The organism is Promicromonospora thailandica (genome assembly GCF_024171955.1).
In the GTDB taxonomy this organism is placed as follows: domain Bacteria; phylum Actinomycetota; class Actinomycetes; order Actinomycetales; family Cellulomonadaceae; genus Promicromonospora; species Promicromonospora thailandica.
In genome coordinates, this window is the sequence record NZ_JAMTCS010000004.1 from 186,033 (window position 1) to 200,727 (window position 14,695).

A 14,695-nucleotide genomic window follows, 5' to 3' on the forward strand; every position below is an offset into this window, starting at 1 on the left:
TGTCAGGCCGCCATGCGGAGCGGGGGGTGGCCCGGCTCCTCGACGGGGTCAGGGGCGGGGGTGCTCCGGCGGCGGCGCGTCGCCAGCACCCCGGCCGACGCCGCGGCGAACGAGACGACGCCGAACCCCGTGGACCAGGCGTCCAGCTCGGCCGTGACCGCGAAGGCGACGACGGCCGCGGCGGGCACGGCCAGACCGATCGGCAGCGAGAACCGGGCCAGCCGCAGGGCGCGGGCCATGCGGGCGACGCTCCAGCCGACCGCGGCCCACGTCATGAAGGTCAGGGCCGCGCCGCCGAACGACGCGAACAGCTCGCCGGCGTTCTGCGCGCCGGTCGGGGGCCCGAACCAGAAGAGCTCCGTGGTCGCGACGAGCGCCAGGAACCCGACGACCGCGACCGCACCGGTCGCGAGAGAGCGTGTCAACACTCGGCCTCCGCACTGAGGGACTGCGCCGGGCTTTCCTGGCGCGCCCCTTTATACCAAGTCGTTACCCCGCGATCACAGCGCGGTACCTTCGTTTCACCCGCGCCTGACCACCTGTAGGCGCAGGCCGCCGCCCCCTGGCGCCCTGTGCCGGACCACCGGCGCCCGTCTCAGAGCGCCTGCACGATCAGCTCCACCTGCTCCTTCGCGTCTCCGAACAGCATGGCTGTGTTCTCACGGAAGAACAACGGGTTCTGCACGCCCGCGTAGCCCGTGGCCATGGACCGTTTGAAGACCACCACCTCCTGAGCCTGCCACACCTCGAGCACCGGCATGCCCGCGATGGGCGAGCCGGGGTCGTCCTGCGCGGCCGGGTTGACCGTGTCGTTGGCGCCGATCACGAGCACGACGTCGGTCGCGGGGAAGTCGCCGTTGATCTCGTCCATGCCGAGCACCTGGTCGTACGGCACCTTGGCCTCGGCGAGCAGCACGTTCATGTGCCCGGGCAGGCGCCCCGCCACGGGGTGGATGCCGAACCGGACGGTGGTGCCACGCGCCGTGAGCCGGGCGACGAGGTCCGCGACCGGGTACTGGGCCTTCGCCACGGCCATGCCGTAGCCCGGCACCACGATCACCGAGCGCGCGGCGGTGAGCCGGTCGGCCACCTCGAGCGCCGTCGTCTCGCGGTAGGTGCCCGGCTCGACCGGGCCGCCCGGTGCGGCGGCGCCGGTCTCCGCGCCGAACCCGCCCAGGATCACGCTCACGAAGGACCGGTTCATCGCCCGGCACATGAGATAGCTGAGGATGGCACCCGAGGAGCCGACCAGCGCCCCGGTGATGATCAGCAGGTCGTTGCCCAGCATGAAGCCCGCCGCGGCAGCCGCCCACCCGGAGTAGGAGTTCAGCATCGAGACGACGACGGGCATGTCGCCTCCGCCGATCGCCGCCACCAGGTGCCAGCCCAGGGCCAGCGCCACCAGCGTCATGAGCAGCAGCGGCACCAGGCCGACCGCGGGCGCCGTCAGGAACCACCAGAGCAGCCCGCCGCAGGCCACGACGGCGGCGAGGTTGAGCCAGTTGCGGCCGGGCAGGAGCAGCGGCGAGGAGCGCAGCCGCGCCGAGAGCTTGCCGAACGCCACCACCGAGCCCGTGAGGGTCACGGCGCCGATCAGCACACCCAGGAAGACCTCGACCAGGTGCACCGTGCCGCCGGCCCCCGGCGTCGCGGGCTCCGTGAGGTAGGACCCGAAGCCCACCAGCACGGCCGCCGCGCCGACGAACGAGTGGAGCAGCGCGATGAGCTCCGGCATCTGGGTCATCTCGACCGTGCGGGCCCGCCAGGTGCCGACGGCGGCGCCGACCAGGAGCACCAGCAGGATCAGCCCCGCCGTCACCCCGACGGGCCGCTCGGACCGGACCAGCGCCAGGGCGACCGTCGCGGCGAGCGCGAGCACCATGCCGCACATGCCGAGCAGCACGCCGCGGCGCGCCGTCTCCTGCCGCGACAGGCCGGCGAGCGACAGCACGAACAGCACGCCCGCCACGAGATACACGGCCTGCACCACCGACTCCACGCTCATCCCCGTGCTCATCGCCCGCTCCCCTCGCCGGCACCGCCGCGGTGGAACATGCCGAGCATGCGGTGCGTGACCAGGAAGCCACCGAAGATGTTGATGCTCGCCACCGCCGAGGCCAGCACGGCCAACGTCGTCACCACCGGGTCCGACGAGCCGATCTGGAGCATGCCGCCGACGAGGATGATCCCCGAGATGGCGTTGGTCTGGGACATCAGCGGGGTGTGCAGTGCGTGGGTGACGTGCGAGATCACGTAGAACCCGACCACGACGGCCAGCGCCAGCACCGTGAAGTGCGCGGCCTGGTCCGGCGGGGAGGCCGCCACCGCGAGCACCCCGAGCACGGCCGCGACCGCGAGCAGGACGACGCGGCCGGCCGGCCGCCGCGCCCGGGCCGGCGCCGGGGCGGCCGCCGCGGGGGCCGCCCCGGAGGCAGCGGCACCCGGCCCTTCGGCGACCGCCGCCCCCGCCGAGACCGCGACCGGCGGGGGCGGCCACAGCACCTCGCCGTCGCGGGCCACGGTCATGCCGCGCACCACGACGTCGTCCAGGTCGAGCACGAGCCGCCCGTCCTCGTCCGGCGTGCCGAGCTGGACCAGGTTGGCCACGGCGGTGCCGAGCAGCTCGGAGGTGTGCCGGGGCATGCGGTCAGGCAGGTCGGTGTACCCGAGCACCACCACGCCGTTGTCGCTCACGACGCGCTCGCCGGGCACCGTCAGCTCGCAGTTGCCGCCGCCGGGCGCGGCCAGGTCCACGACGACGCTGCCGGGGCGCATGCCCGCGACCATCTCGGCGGTGATCGTGGTGGGCGCGGTGCCGCGCACGAGCGCCGTCGTGACCACGACGTCGGCCCCTGCGGTCTCGGCCGCGTACGCGCGCAGGGCCGCGGCCTCCTGGTCGGCCGTGAGCGCCTGGGCGTAACCGTCGGCGCTGACCTGCTGGGCCGCGTCGTCGGCCCGGACCACCGTGGCCCCCATGGACTCGATCTGCTCGGCCGCCTCCGGTCGCACGTCGAAGGCGCGCACCTGCGCGCCGAGGCTGCCGGCCGCGCCGATGGCCGCGAGCCCGGCCACGCCCGCGCCGATGACGAAGACGGTGGCGGGGGGCGTGGTGCCCGCCGCGGTGACCTGGCCGGAGAACATCCCGCCGAACTCGGCCGCCGCCTCGACCACGGCGCGGTACCCCGCGACGTTCGACAGCGCGCTCAGCACGTCCAGCGACTGCGCGCGGGAGATGCGCGGCACGGCGTCCAGCGCGAGGGCGGTCACGCCGCGGTCCGCGAGCTCGGCCAGCAGCTCGGGCCGCGCGGCCGGCGACATCTGGGCGATCAGCACCGCGCCGGGCCGCAGGGCCGCCGGACCGGGTGCCGCGAGCGACGCGGGGGCGCGGGTCACGGCCACCACGTCTGCGGCCCAGGCCTCGGCGTCCGGCACGACCGAGGCCCCCGCCGCCGCGTAGGCCGCGTCGGGGAAGCCTGCCCCCGCGCCGGCCCCCGCCGCGACCGCGACCTCGTAGCCCAGGCCGACCAGCCGGGCCGCGGTCGTCGGGGTGGCGGGCACGAGCGGTCCGCCGTCGTCCGGTATGCCGATGCGCATGTGACCCTCCTCGCTCACGTGCGCAACCTACCCTGTGCCTCCGACACGCCCCGGCCGCGGGGCGACACGCCCGGCGGGCCCCGCCTCAGGCCGAGACGACCGGCCGCGGGAACGTGACCGGCAGGCTCACCGGCTGCCGGATCCACAGGGCGCGCTCCCAGGTGACCTCCGCCGCCGGCACCCGGAGCGTGAGGTCCAGGCGGCGCAGCACCGTCTCGACGGCGATCCGCGCGATCACCCGGGCGGTCCGGGGCGCCGGGCAGGCGTGCGGCCCGGTGCCGAACGAGACGTGGGCACGACTGCCGACGTGGTCCCACGGGTCGCCCGTGTCCGTGCGCGGGTCGGTGTTGGCGGCGTGGATCGCGAGCACGAGCGGGTCCCCCGCCGCGACCACCTTGTCGCCCAGCACGATCTCCTGGCGCGCGAACCGCGGCAGCGTGTGGATCGTGGGTGTCGAGCGCGCCAGCACCTCGTCCATGGCGTGGTCCAGGTCCATCCGGCCGCCGTGCAGCCGGCCGGAGAAGCGCGCGTCGGTCAGGGCACGCAGCAGGGTCTGCCCCACCCAGGCGGTGAGCGTCAGGTTGCCGGAGTAGGCCACCACGAGCAGGGAGTGCGCCACCTCGACGTCGTCCCGCAGGTTCGGGTGCGCGACCAGCGCGCTGGCGAGGTCGCGCCGCGGGCGGGCGCGCCGCGCCGCCGCGAGCGCCACCAGCATGCGGTCCACCTCGGCCACGGCCTCGGCCGCACCGGGGCGGCCGCCCGCGACGAGGCGCGTGAGGTCGAAGAGGCGCTGCCCGTCCTCGGGGTCGAACCCGATCATGTCGGCGACGACGAGCAGCGGGATCATCGACGCGTACTCGAGCATGAGGTCGGCACGCCCGCGGTCCTCGAACCGGTCGATGAGCAGGGTGCAGAAGGTACGGGTGCGGGCGGCGGTGATGCTCTCGGAGAGCTGCTCGAAGGCGTCGTCGAGCGGCACGCGCAGGCGTCGCCGCAGCGCCCCGTCGGTGTGGTTGGCGGCGAGGCGCTGGTGGGACGTGAGCACGGGGCGCAGGCCGGACCCCGGCGGCAGGCCACCGCGGGCGTGCCCGTTCCACGTGCGGGGGTCGGTGGCGAAGAGGTGCTCGCCCCGCATCACCTCGTAGACGAGCCGCTGGCCCAGGACGAGCCAGGCGGGGACGCCCGGTTCCAGCTCGACGGGGGCCACCTCGCCCCAGTCGCGCTCGAGCTCGTCGTAGAGCTCGCGGGGGTCGGGCAGCGCCGACGCCTCCACCAGGGATCTCAGGGGGACGACACCGGACAGACCGTCAAGCCGAAGCACTTGCCCGATATGCCCGGGTTCAGGTATTTTCATGGATCCACCACTCTGTGCAGTCGTCCTCGATCGCCCAGGGTGAACCCACCCGTGTCGCTGTCGCAGTCGTGACCACGGCCCCCGCCGTGGCTACCATGTCTGCGAGGGCATACACTGTCGCACCCTCGAACCACCCTGTCGAGACCCATCCGGGTGGTGCCACAGCCACCCGGCGGGCACCACCGACGAGCAAGGCGGCACCACCGACGAGCAAGGGGGGCACGTGACTCTGTACTCCGAGCGGGAACGCCCGGACGACCTGGTGCAGAGCGTCGCGCGCGCCCTCCGGGTCCTCGAGGTGGTCACCCGGTCGCCAGGCCTGCCCGTCAAGGCCATCGCCCGGCGCAGCGGCCTCAACCTCTCCACCACGTACCACCTGGTGCGGACGCTCGCGTACGCGGGCTACGTCGCGCGGCTCAAGGACGGCACGTACGACGTCGGCGAGCAGGTGAGCAACCGCTTCTACGAGCAGCTCGGCTCGCTCGGCCGCGGTCCCGACACCCGCGAGGTGCTGCGCCACCTCGCCCAGAGCACCGGGTACAGCGCCTACCTGGGCCGCATCAGCGCGGGGCGCGTCGTCGTCGTCGACTACGCGGAGGCACCGGGCTCGCCCTACCTCGAGGACCTGGAGCGCGGGCTGGACGTCTCCGCCCACGCCACCGCGCTCGGCAAGGCCCTGCTGCTCGGCATGTCCCGCCGCGAGCGCCACGAGCTCGTGGTCGAGGCCGGGCTGCGCAAGTTCACGCCGCGCACCGCCACGGACATCACGGCGCTCGACGGGCAGCTCGCCCGCATGCGGCCGGACGCGGTGGTCGAGGAGCACGGCGAGTTCCGCGACGGCATCACGTGCGCCGCGCACCTCGTGCCCCGCCGGCACGGCGAGGCGGCGTGGGCCGTGGGGCTCACTGTGCCCGACGAGATGGTCCCCCAGCACGCCCGCCGCGAGCTCCGCCTGGTGGCGAGCGATCTGGCCGGCGCCTGAGCGGTCAGACCGCACGAGCGCTGCCGGACCGCGGCACGCACAGCGTGAGCGCCTCGCGGTGCGCCTCGACCGTGAGCGGCACGGCGCCCACCGGCTCGCCGTCGGCGTAGGCCACCAGGCCCGCCGGCCCCTCGAGCCGGAGCGCGGACGTCCGCAGCGTCGTGACCCCGGGCCGCCCGACGTGGTCGCCCGCCTTGACGAGGGCGTCGAACGCGAGCACCCGGAACCGGCCCACGGCCTCGATCAGCGTGACGTCGAGCAGCCCGTCGGAGGGCTCGGCGTCCGGGCAGATCGGCACGCCGCCGCCGTAGTACCGGGTGAGGCCGACCGCGAGCATGTAGCCGTCGCGGTCCAGCCGCGGCGCGCCCGCGGGGTGCAGCCGGTAGCCGAACCGGCGCAGCCGCAGCCACTCCAGGTACACGGCCACCTTGTACCGGGCCGGCCCGGTGGGCCAGGTCATGCGGTTGGTGCGCTCGTTGGTCAGGGAGTCCAGGCCCGCGCACAGCACGGTGACGAAGTGCCGCACCGTGCCGTCGGCGGCCGTGACGGTCCCGGCGTCGACCCGCCGCCGGGCACCGTCGAGCGCGAGGTCGGCCGCGGCGGCGGCGTCGTGCAGGGGGATGCCGTGCTCGCGGGCCAGGTCGTTGCCCGTACCGCCCGGGATCACCGCGAGCGGTACGCCGGCGGCCAGCACCGGTCCGAGCACCGCCGAGACCGTGCCGTCGCCGCCGACCACCACGAGCACGTCGGGCCGCTCCTCGACGGCGCGTCGCCCCAGCTCCACGGTCTCGCGCTCGCCGGCCCCCTCGTAGACCCGGACGACGGCGCCCCGCGCCCGCAGCCGCTCGACCGCGACCTGCCCGCTGTCCGCACCGGCCCCGCGCCCCGACACGGGGTTCACGAGCACGGCGACGTGCCCGCCTGACGGCTCTGTCATGCGCGCAACCTACCGGACCCGCGCGGGGGCGAGGAGCGCGCCCGGGTTCATGATCCCCGCGGGGTCGAGCTCGGCCCGCACGGCCCGGAGCATCCGCACGCCCGCCGGGCCGATCTCCTGCTCCAGCCACGGTGCGTGGTCCGTGCCCACGCCGTGGTGGTGGGTGATCATGCCGCCCGCCGCCATGATCGCGTCGTTGGTCCGGGCCTTGATCCGCAGCCAGGCGTCGAGCGGTTCGGGGCCCAGGCCCGCGATCACCGTGAAGTAGAGCGACGCGCCCGTCGGGTAGACGTGCGACACGTGGCACAGGATGCGGTGGCGCGCGTCGGCCCCGTCGAACCCCTGCGTCAGCGCGGAGGTGACGGAAGCCTTGAGTGCGCGCAGGTTCGACCAGGTCGTGGCCGTCTCCAGGGTCTCGCAGAACACGCCGTGCGCGAGCAGCGCGTCGCGCAGGTACGGCGCCTTGAAGCGGCCGTGGTCCCACGCGGCGGCGAGCCGGGGCGCGGCGGGCACGCCGCCCGCCTCCTGCAGCACGCGGCTCGTGGCCGCGCGACGCGCGGCCGCCAGGTCGGCGGGCCCCTCGTGCACGACGACGGCGGAGCACCCCTTCGTCAGCGCCCGGCCGATGCTGCCCACCTGCGCCAGCGACACCGCCGTCTCGGCCTCGTCGGACAGGCGGATCACGGTGGGCCCCGTGCCGAGCTGCGCGACCCGGCGCAGGCCGTCGGCGCCCGCCGCGAAGCCGCCGAACGTCCACGCGTCGAACAGGCGGGCTTCCGGCACGGGGTGCACCCGCACGCGGACCCGCGTGATCACGCCGAACGTGCCCTCCGAGCCGAGGAACCACCGCACCAGGTCGGGCCCCGCCGCCGAGCCGGGCGCACGGCCCAGGTCGAGCGTGCCCGTGGGGGTCACCACGCGCAGGCCCGTGACCATGGCGTCGAACCGCCCGTGGCCCGCCGAGCTCTGGCCCGAGGAGCGCAGCGCGGCGAACCCGCCGAGCGTCGCGAACTCGAAGCTCTGCGGGAAGTGCCCGAGCTCGAACCCTCGCTCCCCCAGCACCGCCTCGGCGGCGGGCGCCGTCGTGCCCGCGCCGAAGGTGGCCTCCTGGTCGACGTCGTCGAACGCGATCAGTCCGGACAGCCGGCGCAGGTCCAGGCTGACCACGCCGCGGTGCGGGCCCGCGTCGGGCTCCAGGCCGCCGGTGACCGCGGTGCCGCCGCCGAACGGCACCACCGCGAGGCCGCGCTCGCCCGCGACGGCCAGCACCGCCGCCACCTCGTCGTCCGTGCCCGGCAGCACGACGGCGCCCGGCGCCGCCTGCTCGGTCTGCCGACGGCGCAGCAGGTCGGGCGTCGACTTGCCGCCCGCGTGCAGCAGCCGCACGTCGTGCCCCGTGCGCACGTGCTCCGCGCCGACCACGCCGGCCAGCGCCGCGAGGTCGGGGTCCGGCAGGGGCGGCGTGCTGATCCGGACGTCAGCGAGGTCGGGGCCGGGCGGCGCCTTGGGCACCCGGCCCAGCACCGCGCCGAGGAGCAGCTTCACGCCGCCCGGGAGGCCGTGGGCCCGGGCCGGGTCGCCCCAGCCGTCCCAGCGCATGTCGAGGCGCTCGTCCTGTGGCTGCGTGCTCACGGAGTCCTCCGGGTCGTCTCGGGTGAGGTGCGTTACAGTTTGACACAAGATGACAATTCGTAACGACCCCCCGGTGCGGCACGCCGACACCGCCACCACCGTCGCCCACCCTGCCGGCGCCGACCCGGTCGAGGCGCGCCTGCTGGAGGCCGCCTCCGAGCTGGTGGCCACCCGCGGCACGCGCGGCCTGTCGATCGCGGAGCTCGCCCGCTCGGCCTCCGTCTCGCGCCCCACGGTCTACCGCCGCTGGGAGTCGGCCGACGACGTGCTGCGCGCCCTCGTCGCCCACCGCATGCAGCGGATCATCACGCAGGTCGGCCCGCAGGCCGCCGACCGCGCGACGCTCGTCGACAAGGTGGTCCGGTTCGGCGAAGCGTTCCACGCCGACCCCGTGCTCGCCCGCCTCCTGGAGGCCGAGCCCGAGGTCTTCACGCGCTACTCCTTCCAGCGGATCGGCCGGTCGCAGCGCGTGGTGCTCGAGTGGCTCGCCGCAGCGATCGCCGCGGGACAGGCCGGCGGAACGGTCCGCGCGGGCTCCGCCACCGACATGGCCGTCATGGTGCTGCTCGTCTCGCAGTCGGCGGTGCTCTCGCACAAGACGGTGACCACCGTCATCGACGCCGGGGCGCTGCGCACCGAGCTCGCCCGCACGCTCGACGGCTACCTCCGCCCCTGACCCCGTCGTCACCCACCGGAAGCAGGACCGATGTCCACCGCCCTCACCGCCCGGCGCCGCGCGGACGAGCTCGACGCGCTGACCTCCCGCACGGTCGACGTGCTCGTGGTCGGCGGAGGCGTGACGGGCGCGGGCGCGGCGCTCGACGCGGCGGCCCGGGGCCTGTCCGTCGCCCTGGTCGAGGAGCGGGACCTGGCCTGGGGCACCTCCCGCTGGAGCTCCAAGCTGGCGCACGGCGGCCTGCGCTACCTGGCCACGGGCGACGTCGGCGTCGCGCGGGAGAGCGCCCGCGAGCGCCACGTACTGATGACGCGCACGGCGCCGCACCTGGTCCGGGCGCTGCCGCAGGTGCTGCCGCGCACGCCCGGGAGCGGCCCGGCCCAGCGGCTGACGGCGGGCGTCGGTCTCGGGCTGGGCGACCTGCTGCGCCGGGACGCGCGGACGTCGTCGCGGGTGCTGCCCGCTCCGCACCGGGCCCGCCCGGACGAGGTGGCGCGCCTGTTCCCCGCGGTCGCGCCCGCGCACCGGGCCGGGGCGTGGGTGGCGCACGACGGCCAGCTGGTGGACGATGCGCGCCTCGTCGTCGCGCTCGCCCGTACCGCGGCCGGTCTGGGCGCGGTCGTGCTCACGCGCACGCGGGCCGTGCGCCTGGCCGCCGACGGCGCGACGCTCCAGGACACGGGCACGGGCGCGTCCCTGACCGTGCGGGCCCGGGCGGTCGTGAACGCGACGGGCGTGTGGGCGGGCACGGTGGACCCGTCGGTGCGGCTGCGGCCCAGCCGCGGCACGCACGTCGTGGTGCCCGCGGCGCGCCTGGGCGGCCCGGCGGGCGCGCTCATGGTGCCGGTGCCGGGCTCCCGCGGCTCCCGCTACGTGTTCGCCCTGCCCGTGCAGCTCGGCCGGGTGATCGTGGGCCTCACCGACGAGGAGGCCCCGGGCCCCGTCCCGGACGTGCCGGAGCCGACGGGCCCGGAGATCGACTTCCTCCTGCGCACGGTGTCGGTGGCCCTGGACCGGCCGCTGCTGCCCGACGAGGTCGTGGGCGCCTACGCGGGGCTGCGGCCGCTGGTCGACGTGGCGGGGTCGGGCGGCGCCGCGTCGCCGGACGTGTCCCGCAAGCACCTGGTGGCGGTGTCCCGCGCGACGGGGGCGGTGAACGTGCTGGGCGGCAAGCTGACCACGTACCGGGCCATGGCGCGGGACGCCGTGGACCTCGCGGTGCGGCACGCGGGCCTACGGTCGGGGCCGTGCCGCACGGCGGACCTGCCGCTGGTCGGGGCGCCCGGCCCCGGCGACGCCCGGCACCTGCCGCCTGGGCTCGCCGCCCGGTACGGGGCGGAGGCCGCCACGGTGCTCGCGTCCGCCACGGTGGCGGGGGCCGCGGACCTCGTCGGCGGGGGCGCACCCGGTACGGAGCACCTGGACGTGACGCGCGCCGAGGTGGAGTGGGCGGTCACGCACGAGGGCGCGCTCGACGCCGACGACGTGCTGGACCGGCGCACCCGCATCGGCCTGGTCCCGGCGGACCGGGAGGCGGTGGCCGACGCCGTGCGGGAGGTCGTGGATCAGGTGCTGGCGCGGCTCTGAGGCCGGCGCGGCCCGGCGCGCAGCACCGACAGCGCCACCATGCAGGCGATGAAGCCCAGCAGCCAGCCGCCGGGGATGTCGCTCAGCCAGTGGTAGTCGAGCCACGACATGAGGGCGCCCGCGATCATCACGACGACCCCGACCACCGGGATCATCCGGCGCAGGCGGCTCCGGCTCGGGTACAGGCCGGCCTGCGAGAACAGCAGGCAGAGGATGAAGAAGCCGGTGAAGAACGTGTTGGCGGCGTGGCCCGAGGGGAAGGCCTGGCCGCCCGCGTGCAGCACGTCCATGTTGTGGTGCGGGCCGGTGCGCCCGAGGCCGAACTTGGTGCCGTAGCCGATGGACGCGATGGTGGCCAGGCCCGCGAGCACGGCCATCATCGGCCGGCGCGTGGCGATGTTCCAGAACGAGCCGGGCCCGCCCTGCTTGCGCGCCACGTACCAGGCGGTGCCGCCCACCATGGGGATCGTGAACAGGCGCTCGCCCGTGACGCTGGCCATGACGTCGAGGAAGATCTTGGCCCAGCCCATGGGGTGGTGCGCGTCGACGTAGTAGTGGAATTGCCAGTCCCACGCGATGAACGGCCCGCGGACCACGACCTGCCAGATGCAGACGGCGAACACGAGGGCGCCGACGACGGCGGCCACCACGGAGCTGCGCCACGTCGGACGGGTCGGCGGGTCGAGCAGAGTCCCCGCGGACTGTGACTCCACTCGTGTACCACCCCTGCCCTCTGGTTGCGCCGTCGAGCCGATCCTACGGGCCCCGGGGTGAATGTTCGGTGCCGGACGCGTGTCGTCCGGACGTCGCCGGCATGAGATGTTTCACTCCCTCACCCGGACCGCCCACCCCGCCTACGGGACAGACCGTACCGGGGGTGGGGCGGTGCTCGCACGGACCCGCAGCTCGACCGGCACGACCTCGTGCAGGTCGGCGCCGTCCGGGGGCTCCGCCTCGGCCGCCGTCGTCTCGGCCAGGCGCACCTCGTCGGTGCCCGTGCGGCGACCGTCCCGCACCTGGCGCAGCAGGCGGGCGACCAGGCGGCGGCCGATCTCGTCGAAGTCCTGCGCCACGGTGGTCAGCGGCGGCCAGAGGTGCTCGGCCAGCAGTATGTCGTCGAACCCGACCACGGAGACCTCGCCCGGCACGGAGCGGCCGGCCTCGTGCAGCGCGCGCAGCACCCCGGCGGCCATCTCGTCGTTGGCGCAGAACACCGCCGTCACCTCGGGGTCGGCGGCGAGACGCCGTCCGGCCGCGTAGCCCGAGCCGGCGGTCCAGTCCCCCACCTCGGCGGGCGGCACGACGGCGCCGGCCGCGTCGAGCGTGGCCCGCCACGCCTCGGCGCGCACCTGCGCGGGTGCCGAGCCCGCGGGCCCGGCGACGTGGTGCACGGTGCGGTGCCCGAGGTCCAGGAGGTGCCGGGTCGCTTGGCGGGCGCCGTCGGCCTGGTCGGCGCCGACGGCGGGGTGGTGGCCCACGAACCGCGAGTCGGACACCACGACCGGCATGCGGGGCGGGAGCGCGAGCGTGTCCGGCGTGGCGGTCTCGGCGCGCACGATGACCAGCCCGTCGATGGCCTGGTGGGACAGCCGGGTCGCGGCGGCGGCCATGTCCTGCGACGACGGGCTCTCGACATCGACCAGCGTCACGGTGTACCCCTCGTGACGTGCCGCTTCGACCACCGCCTCGACCGTCCGGGACTCCCCCGTGCGGGCGAGCCGGTGGGCGATCATGCCGATCGTCCGGAAGCTCCCGTACCGCAGCGCGCGCGCCGCGGTGTTGGGGGCGTAGCCGAGCTGCGCCATCGCGGCCAGCACCCGGTCCCGGGTCGCCGGGCGCACGTTGTCCAGGCCCATCGACACGCGGGAGACGGTCTGGGTCGAGACCCCGGCGAGCTCCGCGACGTCGGCCAGGGACGGACCTCTGCCCTCCACGGCACCCACCTCCTCGTGATGCGTCTCGTCCCGGCGCGCGCTTGACACCCGGGAGACTCACGAGCACCCTAGTCCGCGTCACCATGTTGACGTCAACACGACGACCTGGTGACCCCACTCGTGAAGGAGCGACTTCCTGTGACCACGCTCGCATCGCCACCGGCCGTGCCCAAGACCGCGAGACGGATGCGACGCCGCAGCCGCTGGACCGGATGGGGGTTCGTCGGGCCGTTCATGGCCGTCTTCGCCCTGGTCTTCCTGGCGCCGATCGCCTACTCGCTCTGGCTGAGCCTGTTCCAGACGCAGCTCGTGGGCGGCACGTCGTTCGTCGGGCTCGACAACTACGCCCGGGCGCTGAGCGACCCGCAGTTCTGGGCCGGCGTCGGCCGCGTGACGCTGTTCCTGCTGGTGCAGGTGCCGGTGATGCTCGGCATCTCCCTGCTGGTCGCGCTCGCGCTCGACAGCGGCCGGCTGTACGGGCGTGACTTCTTCCGCCTCACGATCTTCCTGCCCTACGCCGTGCCCGGCGTGGTCGCGGCGCTGATGTGGGGCTTCATGTACGGCGAGCGGTTCGGCCTGGTCGGCAACTTCAACGACCTGCTCGGCACGAACATCCCGGACCCGCTGGCCTCCACGCTGGTGCTCCCCGCGATCGGCAACATCGTGACCTGGGAGTTCGTGGGCTACAACATGCTGATCTTCTACTCGGCGCTGCGCGTGGTGCCCACGTCGCTCTACGAGGCGGCGGAGATCGACGGCGCGGGGCCGTGGCGGGTGATCTCGGCGATCAAGCTGCCCGCGATCCGCGGCGCGCTGGTGATCGCGACGATCTTCTCGATCATCGGCTCGTTCCAGCTCTTCAACGAGCCGAGCATCCTGCAGCCGCTGTCGCCCAACTACATCTCGACGCACTACACCCCGAACCTGTACGCCTACTCGCTGTCGTTCTCCGGCCAGCAGTACAACTACTCGGCCACGGTGGCGATCATCATGGGCGTGCTCACGATGCTCGTGGCCTACGTGGTCCAGCTGCGCGGCATGCGCAAGGAGGCCTGAGCCATGAGCAACGTCCTGATGACCGCGCCCACCGTCCGGGCGCGCAGCTCCCGGCCCCGCCTGCGGGTGCGCCGCACCTCGCACGCCCGCCCCACGCGCAGCGTGCTGCTCACGGTGCTCACCGCCCTGATCGGGGTCTACGCCCTGATCCCGCTGGTGTGGCTGCTGATCAACGCCACCAAGACGCAGCCCGACCTGTTCAGCTCCTTCGGGCTGTGGTTCAGCGGCGACTTCGCCCTGTGGGACAACATCGTCGGCGTCCTGACCTACGACGGCGGCGTGTTCGGCCGCTGGTTCCTCAACACCCTGCTGTACGTGGTGCTGGGCGCGGGCGGCGCCACCCTGCTCGCCCTGCTCGGCGGCTACGGCCTGGCGAAGTTCGACTTCCCCGGCAAGCGCGCCGTGTTCGCCGTCGTGATCGGCGCCGTGGCCGTGCCGGGCACGGCGCTGGCCGTGCCCACGTTCCTCATGTTCGCGAACATGGGCCTGACGAACACGCCCTGGTCGGTGATCATCCCGTCGCTCATCTCGCCGTTCGGGCTCTACCTGATGTGGACGTTCGCCACCGACGCCGTGCCGGACGAGATCATCGAGGCCGCGCGGATCGACGGCGCCGGCGAGGCCCGCACCTTCTTCCAGGTGTGCCTGCCGATGATGGCGCCCGGCATCGTCACGGTGCTGCTGTTCACCGTGGTGGCCACGTGGAACAACTACTTCCTGCCGCTGATCATGCTGCGCGACCCGGACTGGTACCCGCTGACGCTGGGCCTGAACGCCTGGAACGCGCAGGCGACCACGGCCGGCGGGGAGGCGATCTTCAACCTCGTGATCGCCGGCTCCCTCCTGACCATCCTGCCGCTCGTCGTGGCGTTCCTGCTGCTGCAGCGCTACTGGCAGTCGGGCCTGGCCGCGGGCAGCGTCAAGGAATGACCTTCACCCCTTC

General features: G+C 74.6%; 13 protein-coding genes. 5 read left to right on the plus strand and 8 right to left on the minus strand.

Annotated features, from left to right (window positions below; translation table 11 throughout):
• Positions 1-2 precede the first annotated feature (2 nt).
• The 4 genes from APR03_RS07965 to APR03_RS07980 all read right to left on the minus strand — a co-directional run bounded on the left by APR03_RS07965 (position 3) and on the right by APR03_RS07980 (position 4,915).
• Complete coding sequence (locus APR03_RS07965) at positions 3-428, minus strand: hypothetical protein (RefSeq protein ID WP_253834430.1); 426 nt, start codon at positions 426-428, stop codon at positions 3-5.
• A 167-nt stretch (positions 429-595) separates the two neighbouring features.
• Positions 596-2,017 (minus strand): Re/Si-specific NAD(P)(+) transhydrogenase subunit beta, encoded by a 1,422-nt coding sequence (pntB, locus tag APR03_RS07970; protein ID WP_372494800.1) that lies wholly within the window; start codon positions 2,015-2,017, stop codon positions 596-598.
• Positions 2,014-3,594, minus strand: coding sequence for a Re/Si-specific NAD(P)(+) transhydrogenase subunit alpha (locus tag APR03_RS07975; RefSeq protein ID WP_253834432.1), 1,581 nt, complete (start codon positions 3,592-3,594; stop codon positions 2,014-2,016). The genes pntB and APR03_RS07975 overlap by 4 nt, the downstream gene beginning before the upstream one ends.
• An 85-nt stretch (positions 3,595-3,679) precedes the next feature.
• Positions 3,680-4,915, minus strand: a complete 1,236-nt coding sequence (locus tag APR03_RS07980) for a cytochrome P450 family protein (RefSeq protein WP_253834434.1) — start codon at positions 4,913-4,915, stop codon at positions 3,680-3,682.
• A 256-nt stretch (positions 4,916-5,171) separates the two neighbouring features.
• On the opposite strand from APR03_RS07980, the gene APR03_RS07985 reads away from it, so the two are divergent.
• Positions 5,172-5,930, plus strand: coding sequence for an IclR family transcriptional regulator (locus tag APR03_RS07985; protein ID WP_253834443.1), 759 nt, complete (start codon positions 5,172-5,174; stop codon positions 5,928-5,930).
• A gap of 4 nt (positions 5,931-5,934) precedes the next feature.
• Here APR03_RS07985 and APR03_RS07990 read toward each other — a convergent pair whose 3' ends face one another.
• Positions 5,935-6,867, minus strand: a complete 933-nt coding sequence (locus APR03_RS07990; RefSeq protein ID WP_253834445.1) for a diacylglycerol kinase family protein — start codon at positions 6,865-6,867, stop codon at positions 5,935-5,937.
• 9 nt (positions 6,868-6,876) lie between these two features.
• Entirely contained in the window at positions 6,877-8,499 is a 1,623-nt protein-coding gene (locus APR03_RS07995; RefSeq protein WP_253834447.1) for an FAD-binding oxidoreductase, read from the minus strand.
• 49 nt (positions 8,500-8,548) lie between these two features.
• On the opposite strand from APR03_RS07995, the gene APR03_RS08000 reads away from it, so the two are divergent.
• Together APR03_RS08000 and APR03_RS08005 are read left to right on the plus strand one after the other, a co-directional pair.
• Positions 8,549-9,175, plus strand: a complete 627-nt coding sequence (locus tag APR03_RS08000) for a TetR/AcrR family transcriptional regulator (RefSeq protein ID WP_253834449.1) — start codon at positions 8,549-8,551, stop codon at positions 9,173-9,175.
• 30 nt (positions 9,176-9,205) lie between these two features.
• A complete protein-coding gene (locus APR03_RS08005) occupies positions 9,206-10,762 on the plus strand; it encodes a glycerol-3-phosphate dehydrogenase/oxidase (RefSeq protein WP_253834451.1) in 1,557 nt (518 codons plus the stop codon).
• On the opposite strand, the gene APR03_RS25185 is transcribed toward APR03_RS08005, so the two are convergent.
• Positions 10,741-11,475: a phosphatase PAP2 family protein gene (locus APR03_RS25185; protein WP_253834458.1), complete on the minus strand. Its 735-nt coding sequence runs from the start codon at positions 11,473-11,475 to the stop codon at positions 10,741-10,743. The genes APR03_RS08005 and APR03_RS25185 overlap by 22 nt on opposite strands.
• A gap of 141 nt (positions 11,476-11,616) precedes the next feature.
• On the minus strand, positions 11,617-12,705 hold the full coding sequence (locus APR03_RS08015; protein WP_253834774.1) for a LacI family DNA-binding transcriptional regulator: 1,089 nt from the start codon (positions 12,703-12,705) through the stop codon (positions 11,617-11,619).
• A gap of 177 nt (positions 12,706-12,882) precedes the next feature.
• Between APR03_RS08015 and APR03_RS08020 the strand changes: the two genes are divergently transcribed.
• Both APR03_RS08020 and APR03_RS08025 read left to right on the plus strand, forming a co-directional pair.
• A complete protein-coding gene (locus tag APR03_RS08020; RefSeq protein ID WP_253834460.1) occupies positions 12,883-13,752 on the plus strand; it encodes a carbohydrate ABC transporter permease in 870 nt (289 codons plus the stop codon).
• Between the two features lie 3 nt (positions 13,753-13,755).
• Positions 13,756-14,682, plus strand: a complete 927-nt coding sequence (locus APR03_RS08025) for a carbohydrate ABC transporter permease (RefSeq protein ID WP_253834462.1) — start codon at positions 13,756-13,758, stop codon at positions 14,680-14,682.
• The last annotated feature ends 13 nt before the right edge of the window (positions 14,683-14,695 follow it).

What these genes read in the sequence shown, in the direction of transcription:
- pntB (WP_372494800.1), bottom strand. Translation starts at nt 2,017, where the DNA reads ATGAGCACGGGGATGAGCGTGGAGTCGGTGGTGCAGGCCGTGTATCTC.
- APR03_RS07975 (WP_253834432.1), bottom strand. Translation starts at nt 3,594, where the DNA reads ATGCGCATCGGCATACCGGACGACGGCGGACCGCTCGTGCCCGCCACC.
- APR03_RS07990 (WP_253834445.1), bottom strand. Translation starts at nt 6,867, where the DNA reads ATGACAGAGCCGTCAGGCGGGCACGTCGCCGTGCTCGTGAACCCCGTG.
- APR03_RS08000 (WP_253834449.1), top strand. Translation starts at nt 8,549, where the DNA reads ATGACAATTCGTAACGACCCCCCGGTGCGGCACGCCGACACCGCCACC.
- APR03_RS08005 (WP_253834451.1), top strand. Translation starts at nt 9,206, where the DNA reads ATGTCCACCGCCCTCACCGCCCGGCGCCGCGCGGACGAGCTCGACGCG.
- APR03_RS08020 (WP_253834460.1), top strand. Translation starts at nt 12,883, where the DNA reads ATGCGACGCCGCAGCCGCTGGACCGGATGGGGGTTCGTCGGGCCGTTC.
- APR03_RS08025 (WP_253834462.1), top strand. Translation starts at nt 13,756, where the DNA reads ATGAGCAACGTCCTGATGACCGCGCCCACCGTCCGGGCGCGCAGCTCC.